This window comes from Cupriavidus sp. BIS7 (assembly GCF_000292345.1).
In the GTDB taxonomy this organism is placed as follows: Bacteria; Pseudomonadota; Gammaproteobacteria; order Burkholderiales; family Burkholderiaceae; genus Cupriavidus.
In genome coordinates this window covers 23,656-47,633 of sequence record NZ_ALOU01000058.1, presented here as the reverse complement: position 1 = coordinate 47,633, position 23,978 = coordinate 23,656, and the positions used below count along the sequence as shown (strand labels likewise).

Below are 23,978 nucleotides of genomic sequence, written 5' to 3'. Positions count from 1 at the left end.
GCTGACGTTATTTGCTGGACGGGTACGAGCCAAGCACCTTCAGGTATGCGGCGTTGCGGCGCAGCTCTTCGATTGCGCGCGCGACCGCCGGCTCGTGCTGGTGGCCTTCCACATCCACGTAGAAGTAGTACTCCCACGCACCACTGCGCGCGGGACGCGACTCAAACCGGCACATCGATACGCCATTCTCGGCCAGCGGGGCCAGCAGCTGATACACGGCGCCTGCCTTGTTCGGCACGGACAGGATCAGTGACGTTTGATCGCTGCCGGACGGCTCGGTCTCGTAGCGGCCAATCACGGCAAAGCGCGTGCGATTGTGCGGATCGTCCTGGATATGCGAGCGGATGATATGCAGGTGGTAGCGGTTGGCTGCGGATTCACCTGCAATCGCGGCGACGGTAGGGTCCTCGCTGGCCATGCGTGCCGCTTCGGCGTTGCTGGACACCGCCTGGCGCTCCAGGTGCGGATAGTTCGCGGCAAGCCAGTGCTGGCACTGCGCGAGCGCCTGCGCGTGGGCGCGCACCACGGTCACGCCGGTCATGTCCGGCTTCGATGCCATCAGGTTGTGATGAACCTTCAGCGCGATCTCGCCGCTGATCTTGAGCGACGTCTGCAGGAATAGATCGAGCGTGCGCGAAACGGCGCCCTCGGTCGAATTCTCGACCGGCACCACGCCGTACTCCACGGTGCCCGCTTCCACGGCGCGGAAGACTTCGTCGATGGTCGTGCACGGCACGCCGGTCACTTCGTGTCCGAAGTGCGCGTAGAGCGCCTGCTCGGAGAACGTTCCGGCCGGGCCGAGGAAGGCGATTTCCAGCGGCTTCTCCAGGCCCCGGCAGGCAGACATCACCTCACGCCAGATCGACGCAACGCTTTCACCGAGCAGCGGCCCCGGATTGGCGCCCTGCACCTTGCGAATCACCTGCAGCTCGCGCTCGGGACGAAACACGGGTGCGCCGTACTTCTTCTTCACCTCGCCCACGTCCAGCGCGAGCTGGGCACGACGGTTGAGCAGCGCCAGCAGCTCACGGTCCACCGCGTCGATCTGGTTGCGCAGGGGCGCCAGGTCGGCGGACAGCGCCTGCTCCTGCGCACTGGGTCCGGAAGTGTCGTTGCGCTCCGCATCCGGTTCGGGTGCATTGGCGCGAGACTTGTCTTGCTCTGTCATATCAAGGCCTGGCGGACCGCGTGTTCGGCGGCCGCGGAAAGTCTGGGGCGAAGCCACACCGCTCGCTTGCCTGCGTGGCGGTGCGGCGCTAGTCCGCCGTCAGGCGGCGGTGCGCTCGAATTCGCGCATGAATTCGATCAGCGCGGTAACACCCTCGAGTGGCATCGCGTTATAGATACTGGCGCGCATGCCGCCCACGGACTTGTGGCCCTTGAGCTGTACCAGGCCGTTCGCGCGCGCCTGGGTCAGGAACGCTTCGTTGCGCGATTCATCGCGCAGGAAGAACGGTACGTTCATGCGCGAGCGGCAGCTGTGGTCGATTTCGTTGCGGTAATAATCGCTCTGGTCCAGGAAGTCATACAGCGCGCGCGCCTTGGCGATGTTGCGCTGTTCGATAGCGGCAACGCCGCCCTGGGCCTTGAGCCACTTGAACACGAGCCCCGCGATATAGATCGCGTAGGTGGGCGGCGTGTTGTACATCGAATCATGTTCGTCCACGAGGCGCCAGTTGAACGCCGACGGGCACAGCGGATGCGCGAAGCCGATCAGGTCTTCGCGCACGATGACGATCGTCACGCCGGCCGGGCCGATGTTCTTCTGGGCACCGCCATAGACCACCTGCACGCGCGACCAGTCGATCGGGCGCGACAGGATGTGGCTTGACGCATCGGCCACCACAATGCGGCCCTTGTCGTGCGTGCCGGTCTGGCCGATGTCGGGAATTTCCTGGAATTCCGTGCCGACGATCGTCTCGTTGGTGCAAAGGTGCACGTACGCGGCGTCATGCGACAGCTTCCACGAATTCACATCCGGGATCTTGTGCCACTTCTCGTCCTTGCTCGAAGCGGCGATGTTGACTTCGCTGTAGCGGCGCGCTTCCTGCTCGGTCTTGACTGACCAGGTGCCGGTGACGACGAAATCGGTCTTCGGCTTCTCGGCATTGACGCGATTGGCCAGGTTCAGCGGAACGATGCCGTTCTCGCCAATTGCACCGCCCTGCATGAACAGGATGCGGAAGTTCTTCGGCACCTGCAGCAGTTCGCGCAGGTCGGCCAGCGCTTCGTTATGAATGCCTTCGAACTCGCGGCTGCGATGGCTCATCTCCATCACCGACACACCCGTACCTCGCCATGACAGCATTTCCTCGGCGGCCTGCTGCAGGACTTCGGTCGGCAATGCGGCCGGGCCAGGCGAGAAATTGAACACGCGCTCGGCCAGGGATCGTTGCAGGCCGGCGAGGGCGGGATTCTGGGGATCGTTCATGGAGGGAAGATGGAAAAATGGCTGCCGTTTGAACCAGGCAGCCATTATCCCTCAAACCCGCGCCGCTTGGGGCGGCATGGCCGTGCCGTGGGTGTTGGCAGGCGCGGCGGGAAAAGCAAACTGGCCCGGTGGTCTTACCGGGCCAGTCGTCGATCACTTGCCGATCACTTGCCGATTACTTCGCAGCAGCGGCGATTTCCTTCTCGGCGGCGTCGCGCATCGACTTGCCAACCTGCGGGCCGTACTTCTGCATCATCGAACCCCAGATTTCCTGGGTGGCCTTGCCCTGGTTGGCCATGAACTTCTGACCGGTCGGCGACTTCAGGAACGTCGTCAGGTCCTTGATTTCCTGGGTCGAGTAGTACTTGCCGAAGGCGTCGTAGTGAGCCTTGATCGCATCCTGCTTGAACCCGTCAGTCGTGAACGCCGTGCCGGCGCCGTCGACCATGCGCTGCACTGCGCCGTTCTTCTTGAGCTTCTCGACGGCGGCCTGCTTCTGCTTGTCGTTCAGCGTCTTGTTCTCGACCAGCACCTGCTCCAGCACCAGCGGCGCTTCCTGCTTCGCGCCCTGCTGCCAGTTGTCGGCCTGACCCTTGACAGCCTGGTCGGCCTGCATGACGGTCAGCAGTTCCTTGATGGCCGCAGTCTTGTCCTTGTCGTCCGCTTGTGCGTGCGCACCTTGCGCCAGCATCATCATCGGAGCAACAGCAGCCAGAACAGCGATACGTCGATAGGTTTTGAGCATTATGACTCCCTGGAAAATACGTCCGGATTAGTCCGCGCGGCCGTCTGGCGAGTTCCGGCCACCGTCCTGTTGTTGCAACTAATTACGAATTCGCATCCGCGTCTGTAGCACCGGCATCGGTAGCGCCAGCGGCATCGTCTGCCACTTCGCCATCTTCCGAACCTGCGCCGTTGTCCGCATCGCTCTCAACGATGCGCTGCAGACCCGACAGCTTGGTGCCTTCGTCGACGTTGATCAGCGTCACACCCTGCGTGGCGCGTCCCATCTCGCGGATTTCGGCCACACGGGTGCGGATCAGCACGCCGCCGGTCGTGATCAGCATGATCTCGTCTTCGGGCGAGACCAGCGCCGCAGCCACCACGCGGCCATTGCGCTCGCTCGTCTGGATCGCAATCATGCCCTTGGTGCCACGGCCGTGTCGAGTGTATTCGGAAATCGGCGTGCGCTTGCCGTAACCGTTCTCGGTAGCCGTCAGCACGCTGCCAACCGGAGCGGCGCTGCCTTCGGCAGATTCCGCATCGGCAGATTCGGCCGGTGCAACCAGCATGGCGATCACTGCCTGCCCCTCGTCGAGGTTCATGCCGCGCACGCCACGCGCCTGACGCCCCATCGGACGCACATCGTTCTCGTCAAAGCGCACCGCCTTGCCGGCATCGGAGAAGAGCATCACATCGTGCTGGCCATCCGTGACGGCCGCGCCGATCAGGAAGTCGCCTTCATCAAGGTCCACGGCGATGATGCCGGCCTTGCGCGGGTTCGAGAACTCGGTCAGCGCGGTCTTCTTGACCGTACCGCGTGCGGTGGTCATGAAGATGAAATGCTCGGCGTCGAACTGGCGTACCGGCAGGATCACGTTGATCTTCTCGCCATCGGCCAGCGGGAACATGTTCACGATCGGTCGGCCGCGCGAGGTGCGCGAGCCCTGCGGCACTTCATACACCTTCAGCCAGTAGAGCCGGCCGCGGTTCGAGAAGCACAGGATGTAGTCGTGGGTGTTGGCCACGAACAGCGTGTCGATCCAGTCGTCTTCCTTCGTGGCCGTGGCCTGCTTTCCACGACCGCCGCGCTTCTGGGCGCGGTATTCGGAAATCGGCTGGCTCTTCATATAGCCCGAGTGCGACAGCGTCACGACCATATCCTGCGGCGTGATCAGGTCCTCGGTATCGAGTTCGGTCGCGTTCAGTTCGATCTGCGAGCGGCGCTCATCGCCGAATTCGGCGCGAATCGCACCAAGTTCCTCGGTAATGATCGTCGTGATGCGTTCCGGCCGGGCCAGGATGTCCAGCAGGTCGGCGATCAGGCCCATCACCTCGCGATACTCCTGGACGATCTTGTCCTGCTCGAGACCCGTGAGGCGTTGCAGTCGCATCTGCAGGATTTCCTGCGCCTGGCTATCGGACAGGCGATACAGGCCATCGGGCTGCATGCCGAACACCGCCGGCAGCCCATCGGGGCGATACGATGCGCGGCCGCCCGCCGTGTCGCTTTCGGCACGTGCGAGCATTTCGCGCACCAGGCCCGAGTCCCAGGCCTTGGTCATCAATTCCTGCTTGGCGATCGGCGGCGTCGGCGCGGCCTTGATGATCGCGATGAACTCGTCGATATTGGCCAGCGCCACGGCCAGGCCTTCCAGCACATGGCCGCGCTCGCGCGCCTTGCGCAGTTCGAACACGGTGCGGCGGGTGACGACCTCGCGCCGGTGCGACAGGAACGCGTCCAGCATCTGGCGCAGGTTCAGCAGGCGCGGCTGGCCGTCGACCAGCGCCACCATGTTCATGCCGAACGTGTCCTGAAGCTGGGTGTTCTTATATAGGTTGTTCAGAACGACCTCGGGCACCTCGTTGCGCTTGAGCTCGATCACCACGCGCATGCCTGACTTGTCAGATTCGTCGCGGATGTCCGAAATGCCTTCGATCTTCTTTTCAGTCACCAGCTCGGCAATGCGCTCGAGCAGGGTGCGCTTGTTCACCTGGTACGGCAGTTCATCGACGATGATCGCCTGGCGCTGGCCACGGTCGATATCCTCGAAGTGCGTACGGGCGCGCATGACAACGCGGCCGCGCCCGGTGCGATAGCCTTCGCGCACGCCCTGGATGCCATAGATAATGCCGGCGGTCGGAAAATCGGGCGCCGGAACCAGTTCGATAAGGTCGTCGACCGTGGCATCCGGATTACGCAGCAGATGCAGGCAGGCGTCGACAACTTCGTTCAGGTTATGCGGCGGGATATTCGTGGCCATACCGACCGCAATACCCGACGAACCATTGATCAGCAAATTCGGAATACGTGCCGGCAAAATACCGGGCTCTTTCTCCGAACCGTCATAGTTGGGATCGAAATCGACAGTTTCCTTGTCGATATCGTGGAGCATTTCATGGGCGATCTTCGCCAGGCGGATTTCGGTATAACGCATTGCCGCGGCGTTATCACCGTCCACCGAGCCGAAGTTGCCCTGGCCGTCCACCAGCATGTAACGCAGGGAAAAATTCTGCGCCATACGGACGATCGTGTCATAGACCGCGGTATCGCCGTGCGGGTGATATTTACCAATCACATCGCCGACAATACGGGCCGATTTCTTGTAGGGCCGGTTCCAGTCGTTATTGAGCTCATGCATCGCAAAGAGCACGCGCCGGTGTACCGGCTTCAGGCCGTCCCGGACATCGGGTAGCGCGCGCCCTACGATTACGCTCATCGCGTAATCCAGGTATGAGCGGCGCATTTCCTCTTCCAGCGAGACCGGAAGGGTTTCTTTGGCGAATTGATCCATTGCGGCGTGGTTTATGCGGCGGGTTTAAGCAAATGAAGCCCGGATTCCTGGCATGCGGAAGTCGGCGTACCGGCATCGGGCGAACATGGCATTCTATCATGCGCGGAACCCCTTCCCGCCCCCGCCGGAACCCCTCTTCCACAGCCTCCGGTGACGCTCCCCGTTACCACCCCCTGCACCCGGCAACCCATACAGGACAAGGCTTTGCGGGCGCCGCAAGACTGATGTTGCACAAACACCACAGGCCTAAAAGCACGTGGTTGAATCGAATATATTTACTTCTTAGGAAACGAGCCTTGTGGCACAATTCCCCAGCGAAGAGCCAGACATTGTTCGAAGTGGAGCATACTCCACGTCGAGAATGTTATACTCCGAAGAATGTATGTCTTGTTTTCGTCCATTTGCTCGCAGTAACCCTGCGGTGATCTCATCCTGAGAGGAGAAATATGAAAAAATTTGCCAAGCTCGCGCTCGTTGCAGCTACCGCAGTAATGGCTGCATCCGCTCAAGCCCAGTCCGTCCCCTATGAAAAGAAGGCAGTGAACGACAACTGGGGCAACGGTACGAGCGAGTACGTGTGGAAGAATGGCACGAACGAGCTCTGCTGGCGCGACAGCTCCTGGACCCCGGCAACGGCCAATGCCCTGTGCGACGGCGCACTGGCTCCGGCTGCTGCTGCAGTGCCGCCGACCCCGGTGGCTCCGCCGGTTGTGTCGAGCGAGAAGGTCACTTTCGCTGCTGACACCCTGTTCGACTTCGACAAGGCCGTTCTGAAGCCCGAAGGCAAGTCCAAGCTGGACGACCTGGTCTCGAAGCTGCAAGGCATCACCCTGGAAGTCATCATTGCCGTTGGTCACACCGACTCGTTCGGTTCGGACAAGTACAACGATCGCCTGTCGATCCGTCGTGCTGAATCGGTCAAGGCTTACCTGGTGAGCAAGGGCGTTGAAGCCAACCGCGTGTACACCGAAGGCAAGGGCAAGCGTCAGCTGAAGGTTGATCCGAAGTCGTGCAAGGGCAACCGCACCGCTCAGATCGCCTGCCAGCAGCCGAACCGTCGCGTGGAAGTCGAAGTGGTCGGCACCCGCAGCGCACGTTAATCGGATCCTCTCCGATGAAGAAAAGCCCAGCGCAAGCTGGGCTTTTTTTTTGGTAAAGTTGCCGCAGACTTCTCACCAGATTTGCCGCTCGCCGGCACCCATGATGTCGCAATCGACTACCCTGCACTCCTCCCCCGATACCCCAAGCCGCAATGCCGATCCAAAGGAGATCGACAAGTTCAGCGAACTGGCTCACCGATGGTGGGACCCAAACAGCGAATTCAAGCCACTGCATGACCTTAACCCGCTGCGCCTGGGCTGGATTGACGGCATCGCGCGCCTGTCGGGCAAGCAGGTGGTCGACGTTGGCTGCGGCGGCGGCATCCTTTCCGAAAGCATGGCCCGCGCAGGCGCCACGGTGCGCGGCATCGACCTTTCCACCAAGGCGCTCAAGGTAGCCGACCTCCACAGCCTTGAGTCCGGGGTGGCAGTGACCTATGAGGAAATTGCCGTCGAAGACCTGGCAGCGCGCGCGCCGTCCAGCGTCGATGTGGTCACCTGCATGGAGATGCTCGAGCATGTGCCAGATCCCCAGTCGATCGTCCGCGCGTGCATGACGCTGGCCAAACCCGGCGGTTATCTCTTTTTCTCGACGATCAACCGCAACCTCAAGGCCTATCTGCTGGCGATCGTCGGCGCCGAGTACGTACTGAACATGCTGCCCCGCGGCACGCATGATTACGAGAAATTCATCACGCCGTCCGAGCTGGCCCGCTTTGCGCGCAATGTGGGACTGGATCTGATCGAGATGCGCGGGATGACCTATAACCCGTTGACGCAGATCTATTCGCTCGGCCGCGACACGGACGTGAACTACATGATGGCCTTCCGCAAGGCAGCCTGAGCCATGACGATGTTCGACGCAATCTTCTTCGATTTAGACGGCACGCTGGCCGATACCGCCCCCGATCTTGCCGCAGCCGCCAACCGCCTCGTCACCGAGCGCGGCATGCCGCCAGTCGCCTATGAAAAACTTCGCCCGGTGGCATCGCACGGTGCGCGTGGGCTCATTGGCGCAGCCTTTGGCAAGCGCCCCGAGGACCCCGAGTTCCCGGCCCTGCGCGACACGTTCCTCGATTACTACGAGGCGGATATCGCCGTGCACACGCGTCTGTTCGACGGCATGGACGAAGTACTGGAAAGGCTCGATGCCGAAGGGATTCTTTGGGGCATCGTGACCAACAAGATTGCACGATTCACGGTGCCGCTGGTCAACGCCATCGGCCTCACGCCACGCGCCTCCGCCGTGGTCAGCGGAGATACCACGCCGCACGCCAAGCCCCATCCCGCCCCGCTGCTCCGCGCCGCCGAACTAAGCGGCGTGGCGCCGGCCCGCTGCGTCTATGTTGGCGATGACCTGCGCGACATCCAGGCCGGCCGGGCCGCTGGCATGAAGACCGTCGCAGCAGCTTATGGCTACTGCGGCGAGGACGATCCTCCGGAAAGCTGGGGGGCCGACTACCTGATCCGCCAGCCGGCCGAACTGATCGCTCTGTTCGCCTGACCGAGGGAACCGAACCCGCGCAGTGTGCGTCGAAAGCGAGTACAATCCGTTTTCTTTCGCGTTTTCGACGCACATTGGGGCCGACCTGGTTTCGACGTGGGTTACGAAGCAGTGGAGGGCATACCGAGGACCCGTCACCTCGTTAATCAATGGGAACGCAATAACTGCTAACGACGAACGTTACGCACTGGCAGCCTAAGGGCCGCCGTCCTCGCACTGGCTCGCTGACGGGCTAGGGTCGCAAGACCACGCGAGGTCATTTACGTCAGATAAGCTTCGGGAGTGTCACGGGCCCGAGGACGAAAACCTAGTGACTCGCCGTCGTAGAGCGTGTTCGTCCGCGATGCGGCGGTTAAATCAAATGACAGAACTAAGTATGTAGAACTCTCTGTGGAGGGCTTGCGGACGCGGGTTCGATTCCCGCCGGCTCCACCAAACACAAAAAAACCCAACCGGCTCCGGTTGGGTTTTTTATTTCCCTCACGCGCAATCGCGCAGACCGCCGCGCCGCGGCGGGATATGCATCAGTGCACGGACGCCCCGTCGATCGGCATGTTTGCCAGCCGCGCCGCGTGAAACCGCTCCATGCCCACCGTTACGCCCAGGTCGGAATACAACCGCACGGCCTGATCCGGCGACGTCAGCACGCCAGGCATCCACAGCCGCTGCAGCCGCTGCGTGGATTCTCCCGAGCGCGCGGCAAATGCCTCGATGCCGAATTCCTGAATCGCCTTGAACAGCACCAGGCCCACGAGGTACATATCGCCGGTTTCCAAGGCTACCGTCGCCTGTGCCGTCCAGCGCGCCTGGCGATCCGCAAGTTTCTCCGCCTCGGCAAAGCGTTCAGTCACGGTGGACACAAACCCGTCGCCCGCCTGTTGAAACATTTGGCTCATTACACCCCTCCAATCCCGTCTCAAATCAATGACGCAATGACGGCAGAAATCGCCGGAAACTGTAGCCAGATTTGAATTTTTGGCGAACTTGTCACATTTCCGGCACACCGTCAGATACGCACACTTCACATCTTTACCACCACCGCATCCATAGGATGCAGGCGGGTGGGCGGATACAATAGGTGACCACTGCTTCCCCGCCCTGCCCTCATGTCCGACCAACCACGCTTCACCGTCAATCGTTCCGTGTTCATGCTGATCCCGGAGCAACCTTTCCTTGACTGGGTCAAGGCGGTCGATCCAGAGCCCGTGCCGGCCATGACCCTGGAGACGATCCGCGACGACGCCAGCGTGTTCCTGTTGCCGGAAGTCGCTGACACGCCGGAGAACGCACTTCGCTGGGTAGAAAAGCGCTGGCGCACATTCTTCGAGTTCATGCTTGGCGAATGGTTTGACGATTCACTCTGGCCCGAGCAGATCTCGCTGGACATGTTCCGCCAGTGGTTCACACCGCGCTTTCATTCGATGGTGTGGGACATGGCGCCCGATACGCCGATCGAGCACGAAGACTGGGACGATGAGGACGACGACGTGTCGTCGATGCTCCACTGAGCACACCCGAATCTTCGCGACGACCAAATAAATACGGCACGCAAGCGCGTGCCGTTTTCATTCATGCTGCGGGTACCGGCAGCGTCAAAGAGTATCAGAGAAAACGGTCCAGAATCTTGCGACTTGGTTTGTCTAGGGCGAGCAGGTCACGTATCAGATAGTGGATGCCGTGGCTGTCGGAAATCAACAACGTGTTGCCGGCCAGACGGCGAATATCCTCTTCGCCGCGCAGCACCAGATCGGTCCTGCCGCGATCGGTTTGCACGGTCCACACGCTCGGCGTTGCATACGTGGAGACCCCCAGGATCTTGCGAATCTCCGGCATGAATTCGCGCCCCGCCAGTTCTGTCTCGATCAATTCACGCGTCGATGCCGGAAGGCCGTCGAGGCGCGGAATCCACACAAGCTCACGGCCATCGGTGCTCATCATGCCAACGCCGTCGTCCGCCGCCGAGATCGGGAACGCGCGCACCGGCACCACGCCTTCATGCGACGTGCCATCGGCAAGCGTCAGCACCAGCTTGCCGAAATTGTTACGGGTCAGGTTGAAACCGGGCGTCTGATCGGGCGTCTGCATGGACGTATCTTCGGGAAATTGATTACTGAGCACTGACCGTCTCCGCAGCGTCGGTGCGCTCGCCTTCGCTCGTCACATCGCCTTCGGCATCAACGTTGCGCGCCTGCGCCTGGTACAGCTTGTAGTACGCACCTTCGCGCGCCAGCAGTTCGTCATGGCTGCCCACTTCGACGATCTGGCCGCGATCCATCACCACCAGACGGTCAGCCTTGCGCAGCGTGGACAGACGGTGCGCAATGGCAATCGTTGTGCGGCCCTGCACGAGGTTGTCGAGCGCCTTCTGAATCTCCTTCTCGGTCGTGGTGTCCACTGACGACGTGGCTTCATCCAGGATCAGGATGCGCGGATTGATCAGCAACGCGCGGGCAATCGATATGCGCTGACGCTCGCCGCCGGACAGCGCCTGGCCACGTTCGCCCACCAGCGAGTCATAGCCATGCGGCAGGCGCAGAATGAACTCGTGCGCATGCGCGGCGCGTGCTGCGGCGATGATCTCATCGCGCGTGGCATCGGGCTTGCCGTAAGCGATGTTGTCGGCGATCGTGCCGAAGAACAGGAACGGCTCCTGCAGCACCAGGCCGATATTGCGACGGAACTCCGATACCGGCAGCGAGCGGATATCGACACCGTCAACCCGGATCGCGCCTTCCGACACATCGTAGAAGCGGCAAATCAGGTTGACCATGGTGCTCTTGCCCGAGCCGCTGTGGCCCACCAGGCCGATCATCTCGCCGGGCTGGATCGACAGGTTCAATCCGCGGATCACCGCACGGTTGCCATAGCGGAAGCCGAGGTCGCGCAGTTCGATCGCGCCCTGCACGTTGTCGATATGTACAGGCTTCTGAGGCTCCGGCACGCTGGACACGTGATCGAGAATGTCGAAGATCCGCTTGGCGCCGGCCGCGGCCTTCTGCGTCACCGATACGATACGGCTCATCGAATCGAGTCGCGTGTAGAAGCGGCTGATATACGTCAGGAACGCCACCAGCACACCGACCGTGATCGCATTGTGGCTGACCTGCCAGATGCCGAAGATCCACACCACCAGCAGACCCACCTCGGTCAGGAACGTCACCGTCGGCGTGAACAGCGACCACACCGCATTGACGCGATCGTTGATAGCCAGGTTGTGCTTGTTCGCTTCACGGAAGCGCGCCACTTCTCGCTTCTCCTGCGCAAACGCCTTCACCACGCGGATGCCGGGAATCGTATCGGCCAGCACGTTGGTGATTTCCGACCAGATCCGGTCGATCTTCTCGAAGCCATGGCGCAAGCGGTCGCGCACGAGGTGGATCATCCATGCGATGAACGGCAGCGGCACCAGCGTGACCAGCGCCAGCCATGGATTGATCGACACGAGGATGATGGCGGTCATCGCGATCATCAGCACGTCGGTGGCGAAGTCGAGCAGGTGCAGTGACAGGAACACGCTGATCCGGTCGCTCTCCGAGCCGATGCGCGCCATCAGGTCTCCGGTGCGCTTGCCGCCGAAGTATTCGAGCGACAGCTTGAGCAGGTGCTCGTACGTGGTGGTGCGCAGGTCGGCACTGATGCGTTCCGATACGCGCGCCAGCAGGTAGGTTCGTGCCCAGCCCAGCAACCACGCCACCAGCGCGGCCCCAAGCAGGCCGGACAGGTAGAGCTTGACCAGGCCGACGTCGATCGGCACGCCGTTCTGATAGGGAATCAGCACCTTGTCCATCAGCGGCATGGTCAGGTATGGCGGCACCAGCGTGGCAGCGGTACCCAGCAGCAGCAGGACGAATCCGCCGAGCAGTTCCCAGCGATACGGCCGCGCGAAGCGCCACAGGCGCAGCAGCGCCCAGGTCGACGGCGGCGTCTCCAGCTCGCGGCTGCATTGCGGGCACTGTTCCTCGCCCGGGGGCAGCGGCGCCTTGCAGGTCGGGCAGACTTCCGTATCGGCCGGCGCCGGCGTCCGGCCCGTGGTCAGTTCGTCGCGGCGCGCGTCGAACTGGTCGGCCAGCCGCAATGCGTCGGGATTGTAACCAAGCGTATAGCGCCAGCTTGCCAGCCGGCGCTGGCCGTCGGCCAATTCCAGCATGCCGACCCCGGCGTGGTCGCCGTGGGTCAGGGTCAGGCCCGGGGCAATTTCCCAGTTCTGGACGACTTTTTCACCGGGCGGGAGCGCGATCAGACGACGATCCGTCACAACCAGCCACCCTTGGGTAAAATGCAGCCTTGCGTCCAGGTCCAGCGTCAGTCCGGCCAGGACGATTTCCCCGGGCAAAAGGATGGTGCCGAGTTCGGCGCCCCAGGGGCCTTGCAGACCGGGGTTGGAAGGGACGGACGGGGAAGACTGGGTCATTGTTGGCGCGTAAGGCGAAAAGCGTAAAGCGAAAGAAAAGCGCGTCCGCAATGGGTCCCGAAGGGATCAAAAACGGACATAACTTGAAACAATTTAGGCGTGCCGCCGGCTGGCGGCGCGCAATTTTGCCCGCAAGTATACATAACGCAAACAAGCCGGGTGCCTGGTGCGCTGCACAAAACGTTCCGATCCTGAAAGGGGGCCAAAGGGTCAACCCTGAAGCCGTAGTAACGTTAACGAAAGGTTAGGCTTCCATTTCTCGGGTATTCAGCCCACTGCCTCAAAGCTAAATCAATGAAAAAGAAGGACATTGAGATTTTCGATGTCATGTCGCTGCGCGGCCCGAATATGTGGACATATCGGCCGGTGCTGGAGGCATGGGTCGACATCGGCGAACTGGAGGATTTCCCCTCCAACACGATTCCGGGGTTCTACGAGCGACTTTCGACCTGGCTGCCGACGCTGATCGAACACCGCTGCAGCCCCGGCGTGCGCGGCGGCTTCCTGCAGCGCCTGAAGGAAGGCACCTGGCCAGGCCACATCCTGGAACACGTCACGCTTGAGCTGCAGAACCTGGCAGGCATGCCGGGCGGCTTCGGCAAAGCCCGCGAGACCCCGGTCCGCGGCGTCTACAAGGTGATCGTGCGCGCCTGGCACGAGGAAGTGACCCGTGCCGCGCTATTCACGGCCCGCGACCTGGTGATGGCCGCCATCGAGGACCGTCCGTTCGACGTCCCCGCCGCGGTGGACAACCTGCGCCGCCTGGTCGACGACCACTGCCTGGGTCCGAGCACCGCATGCATCGTCGATGCCGCCGACGACCGTGACATCCCGTCGATCCGCCTGTCGGACGGCAATCTCGTGCAGCTTGGCTACGGTGCCCGCCAGCGCCGCATCTGGACGGCCGAGACCGATCGCACCAGCGCCATCGGCGAGTCGATCTCGCGCGACAAGGACCTGACCAAGAGCCTGCTGCAATCGTGCGGCGTGCCCGTGCCGGAAGGCCGCATGGTCGAAAGCGCCGAGGACGCCTGGGACGCCGCCGAGGACATCGGCGTGCCCGTGGTGGTCAAGCCGTACGACGGCAACCATGGCCGTGGCGTATTCACCAACCTGATGACGCGCGAGGAAGTGGAAACGGCCTACGCCGTGGCCATCGAAGAAGGCAACGGCGTGATCGTCGAGCGCTTCATCCCCGGCAACGAACACCGTCTGCTGGTGGTGGGCGGCCGCGTGGTGGCCGCCGCGATGGGCGAGACCGCCTCGGTTGTCGGCGACGGCAAGTCGACCATCGACGAGCTGATCGAATCGCAGATCAACTCCGATCCGCGCCGCGGGGCCACCGAGGACCATCCGCTGAACCGCGTACGCCTGGATTCCGCCGCGCGCCTGGAGCTGAAGCGTCAGGGCTATGCCGACGGCAGCGCCGTGCCGCCGGAAGGCCGCACCGTGCTGATCCAGCGCAACGGCAACGTCGCGTTCGATGTCACCGACCGCGTGCATCCGAGCGTGGCCGCGCATGCTGCGCTGGCTGCACGCATCGTGGGCCTGGACATCGCCGGCGTGGACCTCGTCGCAACGGACATCTCGCGTCCGCTGGGCGAGCAGCGCGGCGCCATCGTGGAAGTCAACGCCGGCCCTGGCCTGCTGATGCACATCAAGCCCGCCGAAGGCGAGCCGCGCCCGGTGGGCCGTGCAATCGTCGATCACCTGTTCCCGAGCCGGAACGGCGTGGAAGACGATGGCCGCATCCCCGTGGTGGGCATTACCGGCACCAACGGCAAGACCGTGGTGGCCAAGCTCGTGGCGCGCCTGCTGCAGTTGTCGGGCAAGCACACGGGGCTGGCGTGCAGCGACGGCCTGTTCCTGGACCGCCGCCAGGTGGAAAAAGGCGGCCGTGGCGACCGCGCGAGCTGGGATGCCGGTCATCGCATCCTGATGAACCGCGCGGTGGAAGCTGCCGTGTTCGAGAACGACAGCGGCATGATCCTGTCGCAGGGCCTGCCCTATGACCGCTGCCAGGTGGGCGTGGTCACGAACTTCGGCAAGCCCGATCACATCGGCGACTTCTACGTCGAAGATGAAGACCGCATGTACAACGTGCTGCGCACGCAGGTCGACGTGGTGCTCAAGGAAGGCGTGGGGGTGCTGAACGCCGCCGACGAGCGCCTGGTCGAGATGGCCGAGCTGTGCGATGGCGACGTGATCTTCTTTGGCCTGTCGGCCGACCTGCCGGCCATCGCCACGCATCGCGCGGCAGGCAAGCGTGCTGTGTTCGTGCGCGACGGCAAGGTGGTGCTGGCCACCGGCAGCAGCGAAACGGCGCTGACCGATGTCTCGGCGATTCCGTTGACCTACGCCGGCCGCGTTGCGTTCCAGATCGAGAACGTGCTGGCCGCCGTGGCCACGGGCTGGGCACTCGGCATTTCGAACGACCTGATCCGCGCCGGCATCGTCACGTTCGACGTGGGCCAGGTGGATGTGCCGGGCCGCTTCACGCTGTTCGAGCACCATGGCGCCACGGTCATCGTGGACGACGCGCACAACGCGCCCGCACTCGAGGCGCTGGCCGCCGCGCTGGACCGCTTCCCGTCGGAACGACGCATGATCGTGTTTGGCGCGGGCGTACAGCGCCGCGAAGAGGACCTGATCGATCAAGGCAAGGTGATTGGCGCCACGTTCGACCGCGTGTTCCTGTGCGAGGACCACAGCGTCAAGCGCGATCTGCCCGAGACCGAGGCGCGCGCGCTGCTCAAGAAGGGCCTGTACGAAGGCCGCCGCGTGACCAAGATCATCGACGAAGGCGCGCGCCGCGCAGCGGTGGAAGCCGCGCTGTCGCAGCTTGCAGCGGGCGACCTGCTGGTCCTGCAATGCGACGAGGGCTCGACCGAAAGCACGGTGGAGCAGGTGCACCAGTGGATGGGCCGCGCCGGACGCCGCGCGTGATGCGCGAGCCGCGAAGAAAAACGGAAGACTGATTCTATGGAAGTTTCTCGCATCCGGGCCCTGCGTGGCCCGAATCTCTGGTGCCGTCACACGGCCATCGAAGCCATCGTGGCGTGCTCGGACAAGTCCCATCTTCTGGCCGAACTGCCCGGCTTCGAAGACCGTCTGCGCGGGCGCTTTCCGGCCATCGGCCCGCTGCGCCCCGACGAAGATGCCGGTTCACCATCAATGGCCCACGTGCTCGAAGTGGCCGCGCTTGGGCTGCAGGCCTCGGCCGGCTGCCCGGTCACGTTCAGCAATACGTCCCCCACGCTCGAGCCGGGCACCTACCAGGTGGTGGTGCAGTACAGCGAAGAGGAAGTGGGCCGCCTGGCGTTCGAACTGGCCGAGCAGCTTTGCATCGCCGCACGTGACGACCTGCCGTTCGATCTCGACGATGCACTGCACCGCCTGCGCGAACTCGACGAAGACGTACGCCTGGGCCCGAGCACGGGCTCGATCGTCTACGCAGCCGTGGCGCGCGGCATTCCGTATCGCCGCCTGACGCAGGGCTCAATGGTCCAGTTCGGCTGGGGCAGCAAGCAGCGCCGCATCCAGGCCGCCGAAACCGACATGACCAGCGCCGTGTCCGAATCGATCGCGCAGGACAAAGATCTGACCAAGAGCTTGCTGCACGCGGCCGGCGTGCCGGTGCCGATGGGCCGCTCGGTCTCCAGCGCCGAAGAGGCATGGGCCGCCGCGCAGGAAATCAACGGCCCGGTGGTGGTCAAGCCGCGTGACGGCAACCAGGGCAAGGGCGTAGCCGTGCGCATCCGTACGCGCGAGGAAGTGATGACGGCCTATGAAGTGGCCTCGGACATTTCTTCCGACGTGATCGTCGAACGCTACATCCCTGGCCACGACTTCCGCCTGCTCGTGGTGGGCAAGCACCTCGTGGCAGCAGCACGCCGCGATCCGCCGCAGGTGATTGGCGATGGATCGCACACGGTGCGCCAACTCGTGGAGGAAGTGAACCGCGACCCGCGCCGTGGCGAAGGCCATGCCACGTCGCTGACCAAGATCCGCTTTGACGACATCGCGCTGGCCACGCTGGCCAAGCAGGGCCTGACCGCCGACTCCGTGCCGGCCAAGGGCACGCGCGTGGTTCTGCGCAACAACGCGAACCTGTCCACCGGCGGCAGCGCCACCGACGTCACCGACGACGTCCACCCGGACATCGCCGCACGCGCCGTGGCTGCTGCGCAGATGGTGGGCCTGGACATCTGTGGTGTGGATGCCGTCTGCGAGACGATGCTCAAGCCGTTCGAGGAACAGGCCGGCGGTATCGTGGAAGTCAACGCCGCGCCGGGCCTGCGCATGCACCTGCAGCCGTCGTACGGCAAGGGCCGTGCCGTTGGCGAAGCGATCATCTCGACGATGTTCACCGATGGCGACGACGGCCGCATCCCGGTGGTGGCGGTTTCCGGCACCAACGGCAAGACCACCACGGTGCGCCTGATCACGCATATCCTGGCATCCAACGGCCTGCGTATGGGCATGACCGGCACCGACGGCGTGTACATCCAGGGCGAACGCATCGATACCGGAGACTGCAGCGGTCCGCGCAGCGCGCGCAACGTCCTGCTGCACCCGGATGTCGACGCGGCCGTATTCGAAACCGCGCGCGGCGGCTTGCTGCGCGAGGGCCTGGCGTTCGACCGTTGCGACGTGGCCGTGGTGACCAACGTCGGCGAAGGTGACCACCTTGGCCTGTCGTACATCAGCACCGTGGAAGACCTGGCCGTGCTGAAGAGCGTGATCGTGCAGAACGTGGCGCCGCACGGCATGGCCGTGCTCAATGCGGCCGACCAGATGGTCGCGCGCATGGCCGATGCCTGCCCTGGCTCCGTCACACTCTTCGCCCACGACGCAGGCCTGCCAGCGATGGCGCTGCACCGTGCGCAGGGCAAGCGCGTGGTGTTCGTCGACGGCGACCATATCGTGGCAACCGAAGGCGAAAACTCGGTGCGCATCGCACTCGCGGATATTCCGCTCACGCGCAATGGTTCGATCGGATTCCAGGTGGAGAACGCCATGTCGTCGGTGGCCGCCGCCTGGGCGCTGGGCATCGACTGGGCAGTGATCCGCCGCGCACTGGCCACCTTCGTCAACGACGCCGCGACGGCCCCTGGCCGCTTCAACGTGTTCGACTACAAGGGTGCCACGCTGATTGCCGACTACGGCCACAACCCCGACGCGATCCAGGCGCTGTGCAATGCAGTGCAGTCCATCCCGTCGAAGCGCCGCGTGGTGGTAATCAGCGGCGCGGGCGACCGCCGCGACGAGGACATCCGCAAGCAGACGCAAATTCTCGGCGGCGTGTTCGACGAGGTGGTGCTGTACCAGGATCAGTGCCAGCGCGGCCGTGAGGATGGCGAGGTACTGGCGTTGCTGCGCGAGGGCCTGCAAGGCGCCCAGCGCACGAGCCAGGTCGAGGAAATCCGCGGCGAGTTCGTGGCCATCGACACCGCACTGAGCCATCTGCAGCCCGGCGACCTGTGCCTGATCCTGATCGACCAGGTGGAAGAAGCGCTAGACCACATCGCAAAGCGCATCGCTGAGCAGTAATTCACCCGTTGTGTGCTCCCCTCTCCCGCTGCGCCTGCGGGAAGGGGAAGAACATCGATCCCGTCTCACATGCCAGTGGGTTGCTCCCCTCTCCCGCCGCGCGGGAGAGGGCAAAGCGGCTCAAGATGCGTGTGATCGTGATTTGAACCTCAAAGCCCTCTCCCCCACCCCTCTCCCACAAGTGGGCGAGGGGAGCGCATAACAACGCGCTTCGCAGTTCCCTGTGCCGCCAGATGAGGAGAGGGCTCGATGCTGATACGCCGCTGTACAGCGCTCTGTTTTTCTGGATGCATCTACACCCTCCCCTCCCCCTACTTGTCGATCAAGTAGGAGAGACCCCCGCTTAAACTGAACTGCAAAACTGTCCTTATTGGAATGCCTTGTCGTTGGGCTCTGCAAACAATTGCTTCATATCCGGCGACAGCGGGTAGTTCATGTTGATGCCGCGCGGCGGGATCGGGGACTGGAACCACTTTGCGTAGAGCTTCTCGGCGCGGCCGCTCTTCATCGTGTCGGCCACCACGCCATCAACGAGCTTCTTGAACGACGGATCATCCTTGCGGAACATGCAGGCGTAGTTTTCGGTCTGCAGCGGCTTGCCGGCCACTACCCAGTCGGCGGCGTTCTTTGCCTTGGTGCGCTCGCCGTAGAGCAGCGGCTCGTCCATGACGAATGCAACGGCGCGTCCCGACTCCAGGATCAGGAAGGCCTGGCCATGGTCCTTGGCGCTGGTTAGGTTCATGTTCATGCCTTCGCCGTTCATCTTGACCAGCAGGCGCTCGCCAGTGGTGCCGGCCGTGGTCACCACGTTCTTGTCCTTGAGCTGCGGGAAATCCGTCACGCCCGAATCCTTCTTCGTCAGCATGCGAATGCCGTAGATGAACAGGCTGTTGGAGAACGCCACCTGCTTCTGGCGCTCAAGGTTGTTCGTGGTGCTGCCGCACTCGATATCGATCGTGCCGTTCTGCATCAGCGGAATGCGGTTCTGCGACGTGATCGGGATCATCTTGACCTGCAGGTTCGGCATGTTCAGCGTCGACTTCACCTTGTCGACGATCGACAGCAGGTAATCGTGGGAGTAGCCCATGACTTCCTTGCCGTCCGAGTACGAAAACGGGATCGACGATTCGCGGTAGCCGAGCGAGATCACGCCGCTGTCCTTGATCTTCTTGAGCGTATCGCCATCCGCGGCATGCGCGCCGGCAGCGGCGCAGACCAGCGCGGCGGCAGCCAGCAGGCGGGTGATGGTGGTCGGACGGACAGACAGTGACTTCATGGTTCGGCTCCTTGATGGGGCTTGGTTTAATGGCACGGCTAATGTCACAACTCGAGGCAATCTCAATCTACGTACTACGACTTCCAGCACAACCCGTGTGCGTCGGCCTCAAAAGCTAGGCAGACGCTGCACTGAAATCTCCGGCATCGATGGCCGGCTCGCGGCCAGCCAGCCTGTCGGCCAGCAGCCCGGCGCTGCCCATGGCCAACGTAAAGCCGAGTGCGCCGTGGCCAAGGTTCAACCACAGGCCGCGAACGCGCGATTCGCCGATCATGGGCATCCCTGTCGGCGTAGCCGGGCGCAATCCTGCCCATGGCTGCAGCGCGTCAAGGCCGGCACCGCTGGCCACGTCGCCAAACACGGCGCGTGTCTGCGTGACCAGCGTCTGCGCACGCTCCCGGTCGATCACGGCGCCGCCGCGCACAATATCCGCCACCCCCGCCACGCGCAGCGTGTCGCCAATGCGCGCGTAGACGATCTTGTTGGCGAAGTCCGTCACGCTGATGCGCGGCGCCAGCACGCCTTCGGCAATCCGCACCGTGATGCTGTAGCCCTTGAGCGGCCACAACATCGGCCTAACGCCGAGCGGCTTGAGCAGCGGCACGCTACCGATCCCGCCTGACACGATCACCACATCGGCGCGAATCTCCCCCGTATCGGTACGCAGGCCGGTGACGCGGTCGCCGGTGCGCACCAGTTCGGTCACACGCGTACCGAAGCGCAGCGTGACACCGGGCCTGCCTTGCAACAGATGGGCCAGCGACACGCAGAAGCGGTGACAGTCCCCCACTTCTTCGCTCGGCGTGTAGATTGCACCGGCGATGTCCTGTCTGATGCCGGCCAGCGCCGGCTCCAGCGCGACGGTTGCATCGCGGTCCAGCGCCTGCTGCTCGCAGCCAAGGCTCGCCTGGTAATCCAGCAGTCGACACGCCGACTCGTACGCCGCAGCATCGCGATGCACGATCAGCTTGCCGCGCCGCGCAAAGTCAAAACCTCCGCCCTCCTCCCGTGCATCCGGCCGGCTGACGAACGCCTGCATCAGATCTCGCGAATAAAAGGCCAGGCGCAGCAGCTTCCGAGTGGTGGCCTCGCTCGTCGATGCATTGCACGCGCCAACGAAGGCCAGCAGCCAGCGCCATTGCGCGGGGTCCATCGACGGACGGAAGCGCATGGGCGAGTCGCGGTCCAGCAGCCAGCCCGGCACCTTCGACAGCACGCCCGGCCCGGCCAGCGGCGCCACGTAGCTGTAGCTGAGCTGCCCGCCATTGGCGAAGCTGGTTTCCTCTCCCGGCCCGTCATGGCGTTCCACCACTGTCACTTCATGACCATCGTTGACCAACCGCCAGGCGGTGGTCATGCCAACCACGCCCGCACCCACGATCGCTACGCGCATCGACTAGCCTTGCATCCCGTTCAAACAATGGGCCAGAGCGTAGATCACCCTGCGCGGCTTGCCCAATGCCAATACGTGCCAGAATATGTCCTCAAGCTATAGATGCCCGCCACCCGGGTCTACCCGTAGTGCAAAGCACCATTTCCCCGCACCACGCCGAATACTCCATCGCACCTGAACGATGCGCCTACGCCAGATCGAAGTCTTCCGCGCCGTCATGCTGACCGGCACTGTCAGCGAGGCAGCGCGCCTGCTCCATGTCTCCCAGCCCGTGGTTTCCCGCGTGCTGCAGCATGCAGAGTCCTCGCTCGGCTTCCGCCTGTTCGATCGGCAGCGAGGCCGGCTGCAGCCAACGCCCGAGGCCATGGCGCTCTATGGGGATGTCGAAAGGCTATATGGGGAGATCGAGCGCGTGCGGCGCGTTTCGGAGAGCCTGCGCCACAAGGGGGCCGGGCGCCTGCGCGTAGCCGCCACGCCAAGCCTGGCCAATCCACTGCTGGTGCCTGCGGTTCGCCGGTTCTGTGCGCGACATCCGGAAACGCAGGTCCAGGTGCTGACGCACCATACCAGCGAGATCGTCGAGGCACTGCTGGCCAACCAGATCGACGTGGGCTTCGCCTTCGCGCCGCCGCGGCATGAAGCGATCACCAGCAAACCCGTGGCCGCGGGACGCATGCTGCTGGCCGTGCCTCGCCCCCAGCCGCTCCCGTCCGGCGGCAAGCGTGGCATCGTGGCAATCCGCAAGCTGATGGATCGCCCGTTTATCGGCTATGACGACGACAGCTCTCTTGGGCTACTTGTTCGGCAAACGCTGGCGCGCCACGCCCTGGAGCCCCACTCGACGCTAGAGGTGCAAACCTACTCGCTGGCGCTGGCCCTGGTCGATGCAGGGCTCGGCGTGACGCTGCTCGATCAATACACAGCGTTGAGCGCCAACCCGGCCAACGTCGCGCTGCACGATGTGCAACCCGAATTGCCGTTCGAGATCCAGATGCTGCGCGCCACCCATCGCGGCGCATCGAGTCTGGTCGACGACATGCAGGAACAGTTCGCGGCGTCCGCCACGGCGTTGGCCGCCACGTTGGGCGACCGTCTGGAAGCACCTATCGTGCAATTCGACCCGGCCACCCGCTAGCGACTAGATAGGGATGACAAGGACGACCGGAACAGGCCGAAGCAGGCAGGAGCAGACATTGACCAGACAATTGACAGCGCCACACGCGGTGCACCATCATCAACACGCACCGATCGGCGCGTAACCCCTATGTTCGTCCTTACCCTGATCCTCCTCGTGCTGGCGAGCGCGTTTTTCTCGATCTCCGAGATCGCCCTGACCGCTGCCCGGCGCACCAAGCTCCAAGTCCTGTCCGAGCGTGGCGACCGACGCGCAACCAAGGTATTGCTGCTCAAGGAAGAGCCCGGCAACTTCTTTACCGTGGTGCAGATCGGCGTCAACAGCGTGGCCATCCTGGCCGGTATTCTTGGCGAGAAGCATGTGTCCGACCTTGTCTACGGACTTCTGCTGCCGTATGTGGACGCCAGCCTTGCGCAGCGCGTGGCCAACATCGGCTCATTCCTGATCGTTACGCTGCTGTTCATCCAGTTCGCAGACCTGATTCCCAAGCGCATCGCCATGACCTTCCCGGAGACATGCGCCGTGCACGTGATCGGCCCGATGCTCACGCTGCTCAGGATCTTCAAGCCGGTGGTCTGGGTGTTCAATACGGCGGCCGATGCCACGCTCAAGCTGTTTGGCATCCCCACCAAGCCGGTCGATCAGATCACCACCGAAGACATCGCCGCGATGGTCGATGCGGGCGCCGAAGCCGGCGTGCTGCACAAGCACGAGCTGCATCTGATCGAAAACGTGTTCGAACTCGACTCGAAGCCAATCACGGCCATCATGACCCCGCGCGACGACGTGGTGTTCCTGACGCTGGACGAGACCGCCGACAGCGTGCGCCGCAAACTCGTCAAGCAACCGCACGCGCAGTACCCGGTGTGCGGCAAGAGCATCGACGATGTGCTCGGCTATATCGATTCGAAAGACATCCTGCAACTGCTGCTGGCCGACGAATCCGGCGCGGCGCTGGACAGCATCGGCAAGCACTACGACAAGAACGTGCTGGTGGTACCGGATACGCTGACGCTGTCCGAATCGCTGACCCGCTTCCGCGAGATGCACGAGAACTTTGCGGTGGTGATGAACGAGTACGGCCTGGTTGTCGGCATCGTCACGCTCGACGACATCGTCGGCGCGCTGATGGGCGACATCCTGTACTCGAACGAAGACGAACAGATCGTGCGCCGCGACGATTCGTCATGGCTGGTAGACGGCCTGACCCCGCTGGTGGACCTGAAAAAAGCGCTCGACCTCGACATGCTGCCCGGCGAGGACTATGTCGACACCGCCGCCGGGCTGGTCATCTACTCGCTAAAACGTATCCCGAAGAAGTCGGAATCGATCACCGTGGCAGGCTTCCGCTTCGAGGTGGTCGACATCGACCATCACAAGATCGACCAGTTGCTGGTGTCGCGGTTGCCGACGGCGGCTACGCAGACGGCGCTTGCTGGGGAAGACAGCTAGGGCCGGATGACAATTTCCGTCAGTGCAGAGTGACACAATTTGTCACACTTCTCATATAGCCAAACCATCACTGACAGAATTTGTCATTCCGCACGCCATGAATTGCCAGATTTTGTCACAATTTGTGCCTTATAAGCACCTAAAAGGTATGGCACAAGGATTGCTCACATCTCCCCCGCAGCACTTACGCTGCCTTTGAAAAATCTCT

Annotated in this window: 17 protein-coding genes and 1 other RNA gene; 9 read left to right on the top strand and 9 right to left on the bottom strand. The window is 63.1% G+C overall.

What is annotated here, in order from left to right; all coding sequences use genetic code 11:
• Window positions 1-7 precede the first annotated feature (7 nt).
• The 4 genes from pheA to gyrA form a co-directional block, all read right to left on the bottom strand.
• Complete coding sequence (pheA, locus tag B552_RS0119390; protein ID WP_019450712.1) at window positions 8-1,168, bottom strand: prephenate dehydratase; 1,161 nt, start codon at window positions 1,166-1,168, stop codon at window positions 8-10.
• A 99-nt stretch (window positions 1,169-1,267) separates the two neighbouring features.
• Complete coding sequence (gene serC / locus B552_RS0119385; protein WP_019450711.1) at window positions 1,268-2,431, bottom strand: 3-phosphoserine/phosphohydroxythreonine transaminase; 1,164 nt, start codon at window positions 2,429-2,431, stop codon at window positions 1,268-1,270.
• 175 nt (window positions 2,432-2,606) lie between these two features.
• A complete protein-coding gene (locus tag B552_RS0119380) occupies window positions 2,607-3,176 on the bottom strand; it encodes a DUF2059 domain-containing protein (RefSeq protein ID WP_019450710.1) in 570 nt (189 codons plus the stop codon).
• Window positions 3,177-3,258: 82 nt separating this feature from the next.
• Entirely contained in the window at window positions 3,259-5,946 is a 2,688-nt protein-coding gene (gene gyrA, locus B552_RS0119375) for a DNA gyrase subunit A (RefSeq protein WP_019450709.1), read from the bottom strand.
• Window positions 5,947-6,392: 446 nt separating this feature from the next.
• Here gyrA and ompA point away from each other — a divergent pair, with 446 nt between their 5' ends.
• From ompA to ssrA, 4 genes are all read left to right on the top strand, one after another.
• Window positions 6,393-7,046 carry an outer membrane protein OmpA gene (gene ompA / locus B552_RS0119370; RefSeq protein WP_019450708.1) on the top strand — a complete coding sequence of 218 codons (654 nt, stop codon included), beginning with the start codon at window positions 6,393-6,395 and terminating at the stop codon, window positions 7,044-7,046.
• Window positions 7,047-7,146: 100 nt separating this feature from the next.
• Window positions 7,147-7,890 carry a bifunctional 2-polyprenyl-6-hydroxyphenol methylase/3-demethylubiquinol 3-O-methyltransferase UbiG gene (ubiG, locus tag B552_RS0119365; protein WP_019450707.1) on the top strand — a complete coding sequence of 248 codons (744 nt, stop codon included), beginning with the start codon at window positions 7,147-7,149 and terminating at the stop codon, window positions 7,888-7,890.
• A 3-nt stretch (window positions 7,891-7,893) separates the two neighbouring features.
• The gene (gph, locus tag B552_RS0119360) at window positions 7,894-8,550 is read left to right on the top strand and encodes a phosphoglycolate phosphatase (protein WP_019450706.1); all 657 of its coding nucleotides are present in this window, start codon (window positions 7,894-7,896) and stop codon (window positions 8,548-8,550) included.
• Window positions 8,551-8,626: 76 nt separating this feature from the next.
• Window positions 8,627-8,985: a transfer-messenger RNA gene (ssrA, locus tag B552_RS28565) on the top strand.
• Between the two features lie 89 nt (window positions 8,986-9,074).
• Here the strand turns inward: ssrA and B552_RS0119355 are convergent.
• Window positions 9,075-9,446, bottom strand: a complete 372-nt coding sequence (locus tag B552_RS0119355) for a hypothetical protein (protein WP_237718281.1) — start codon at window positions 9,444-9,446, stop codon at window positions 9,075-9,077.
• Between the two features lie 210 nt (window positions 9,447-9,656).
• Between B552_RS0119355 and B552_RS0119350 the strand changes: the two genes are divergently transcribed.
• On the top strand, window positions 9,657-10,058 hold the full coding sequence (locus B552_RS0119350) for a hypothetical protein (RefSeq protein WP_019450704.1): 402 nt from the start codon (window positions 9,657-9,659) through the stop codon (window positions 10,056-10,058).
• Window positions 10,059-10,152: 94 nt separating this feature from the next.
• Here B552_RS0119350 and B552_RS0119345 read toward each other — a convergent pair whose 3' ends face one another.
• A complete protein-coding gene (locus B552_RS0119345; RefSeq protein WP_026035829.1) occupies window positions 10,153-10,635 on the bottom strand; it encodes a DUF1854 domain-containing protein in 483 nt (160 codons plus the stop codon).
• A 22-nt stretch (window positions 10,636-10,657) separates the two neighbouring features.
• Complete coding sequence (locus tag B552_RS0119340) at window positions 10,658-12,961, bottom strand: ABC transporter ATP-binding protein (RefSeq protein ID WP_026035828.1); 2,304 nt, start codon at window positions 12,959-12,961, stop codon at window positions 10,658-10,660.
• Window positions 12,962-13,255: 294 nt separating this feature from the next.
• Here B552_RS0119340 and cphA (B552_RS0119335) point away from each other — a divergent pair, with 294 nt between their 5' ends.
• Window positions 13,256-15,907, top strand: a complete 2,652-nt coding sequence (gene cphA / locus B552_RS0119335; protein ID WP_019450701.1) for a cyanophycin synthetase — start codon at window positions 13,256-13,258, stop codon at window positions 15,905-15,907.
• 36 nt (window positions 15,908-15,943) lie between these two features.
• Window positions 15,944-18,514, top strand: coding sequence for a cyanophycin synthetase (gene cphA, locus B552_RS0119330; RefSeq protein WP_019450700.1), 2,571 nt, complete (start codon window positions 15,944-15,946; stop codon window positions 18,512-18,514).
• 367 nt (window positions 18,515-18,881) lie between these two features.
• Here cphA (B552_RS0119330) and B552_RS0119325 read toward each other — a convergent pair whose 3' ends face one another.
• Both B552_RS0119325 and B552_RS0119320 read right to left on the bottom strand, forming a co-directional pair.
• The gene (locus tag B552_RS0119325; protein ID WP_019450699.1) at window positions 18,882-19,790 is read right to left on the bottom strand and encodes a glutamate/aspartate ABC transporter substrate-binding protein; all 909 of its coding nucleotides are present in this window, start codon (window positions 19,788-19,790) and stop codon (window positions 18,882-18,884) included.
• A gap of 115 nt (window positions 19,791-19,905) precedes the next feature.
• Complete coding sequence (locus B552_RS0119320) at window positions 19,906-21,183, bottom strand: D-amino acid dehydrogenase (protein WP_019450698.1); 1,278 nt, start codon at window positions 21,181-21,183, stop codon at window positions 19,906-19,908.
• Window positions 21,184-21,364: 181 nt separating this feature from the next.
• Between B552_RS0119320 and B552_RS0119315 the strand changes: the two genes are divergently transcribed.
• Together B552_RS0119315 and B552_RS0119310 are read left to right on the top strand one after the other, a co-directional pair.
• Window positions 21,365-22,318: a LysR family transcriptional regulator gene (locus B552_RS0119315; protein WP_019450697.1), complete on the top strand. Its 954-nt coding sequence runs from the start codon at window positions 21,365-21,367 to the stop codon at window positions 22,316-22,318.
• A 129-nt stretch (window positions 22,319-22,447) separates the two neighbouring features.
• On the top strand, window positions 22,448-23,770 hold the full coding sequence (locus B552_RS0119310) for a hemolysin family protein (RefSeq protein WP_019450696.1): 1,323 nt from the start codon (window positions 22,448-22,450) through the stop codon (window positions 23,768-23,770).
• Window positions 23,771-23,978 lie beyond the last annotated feature (208 nt).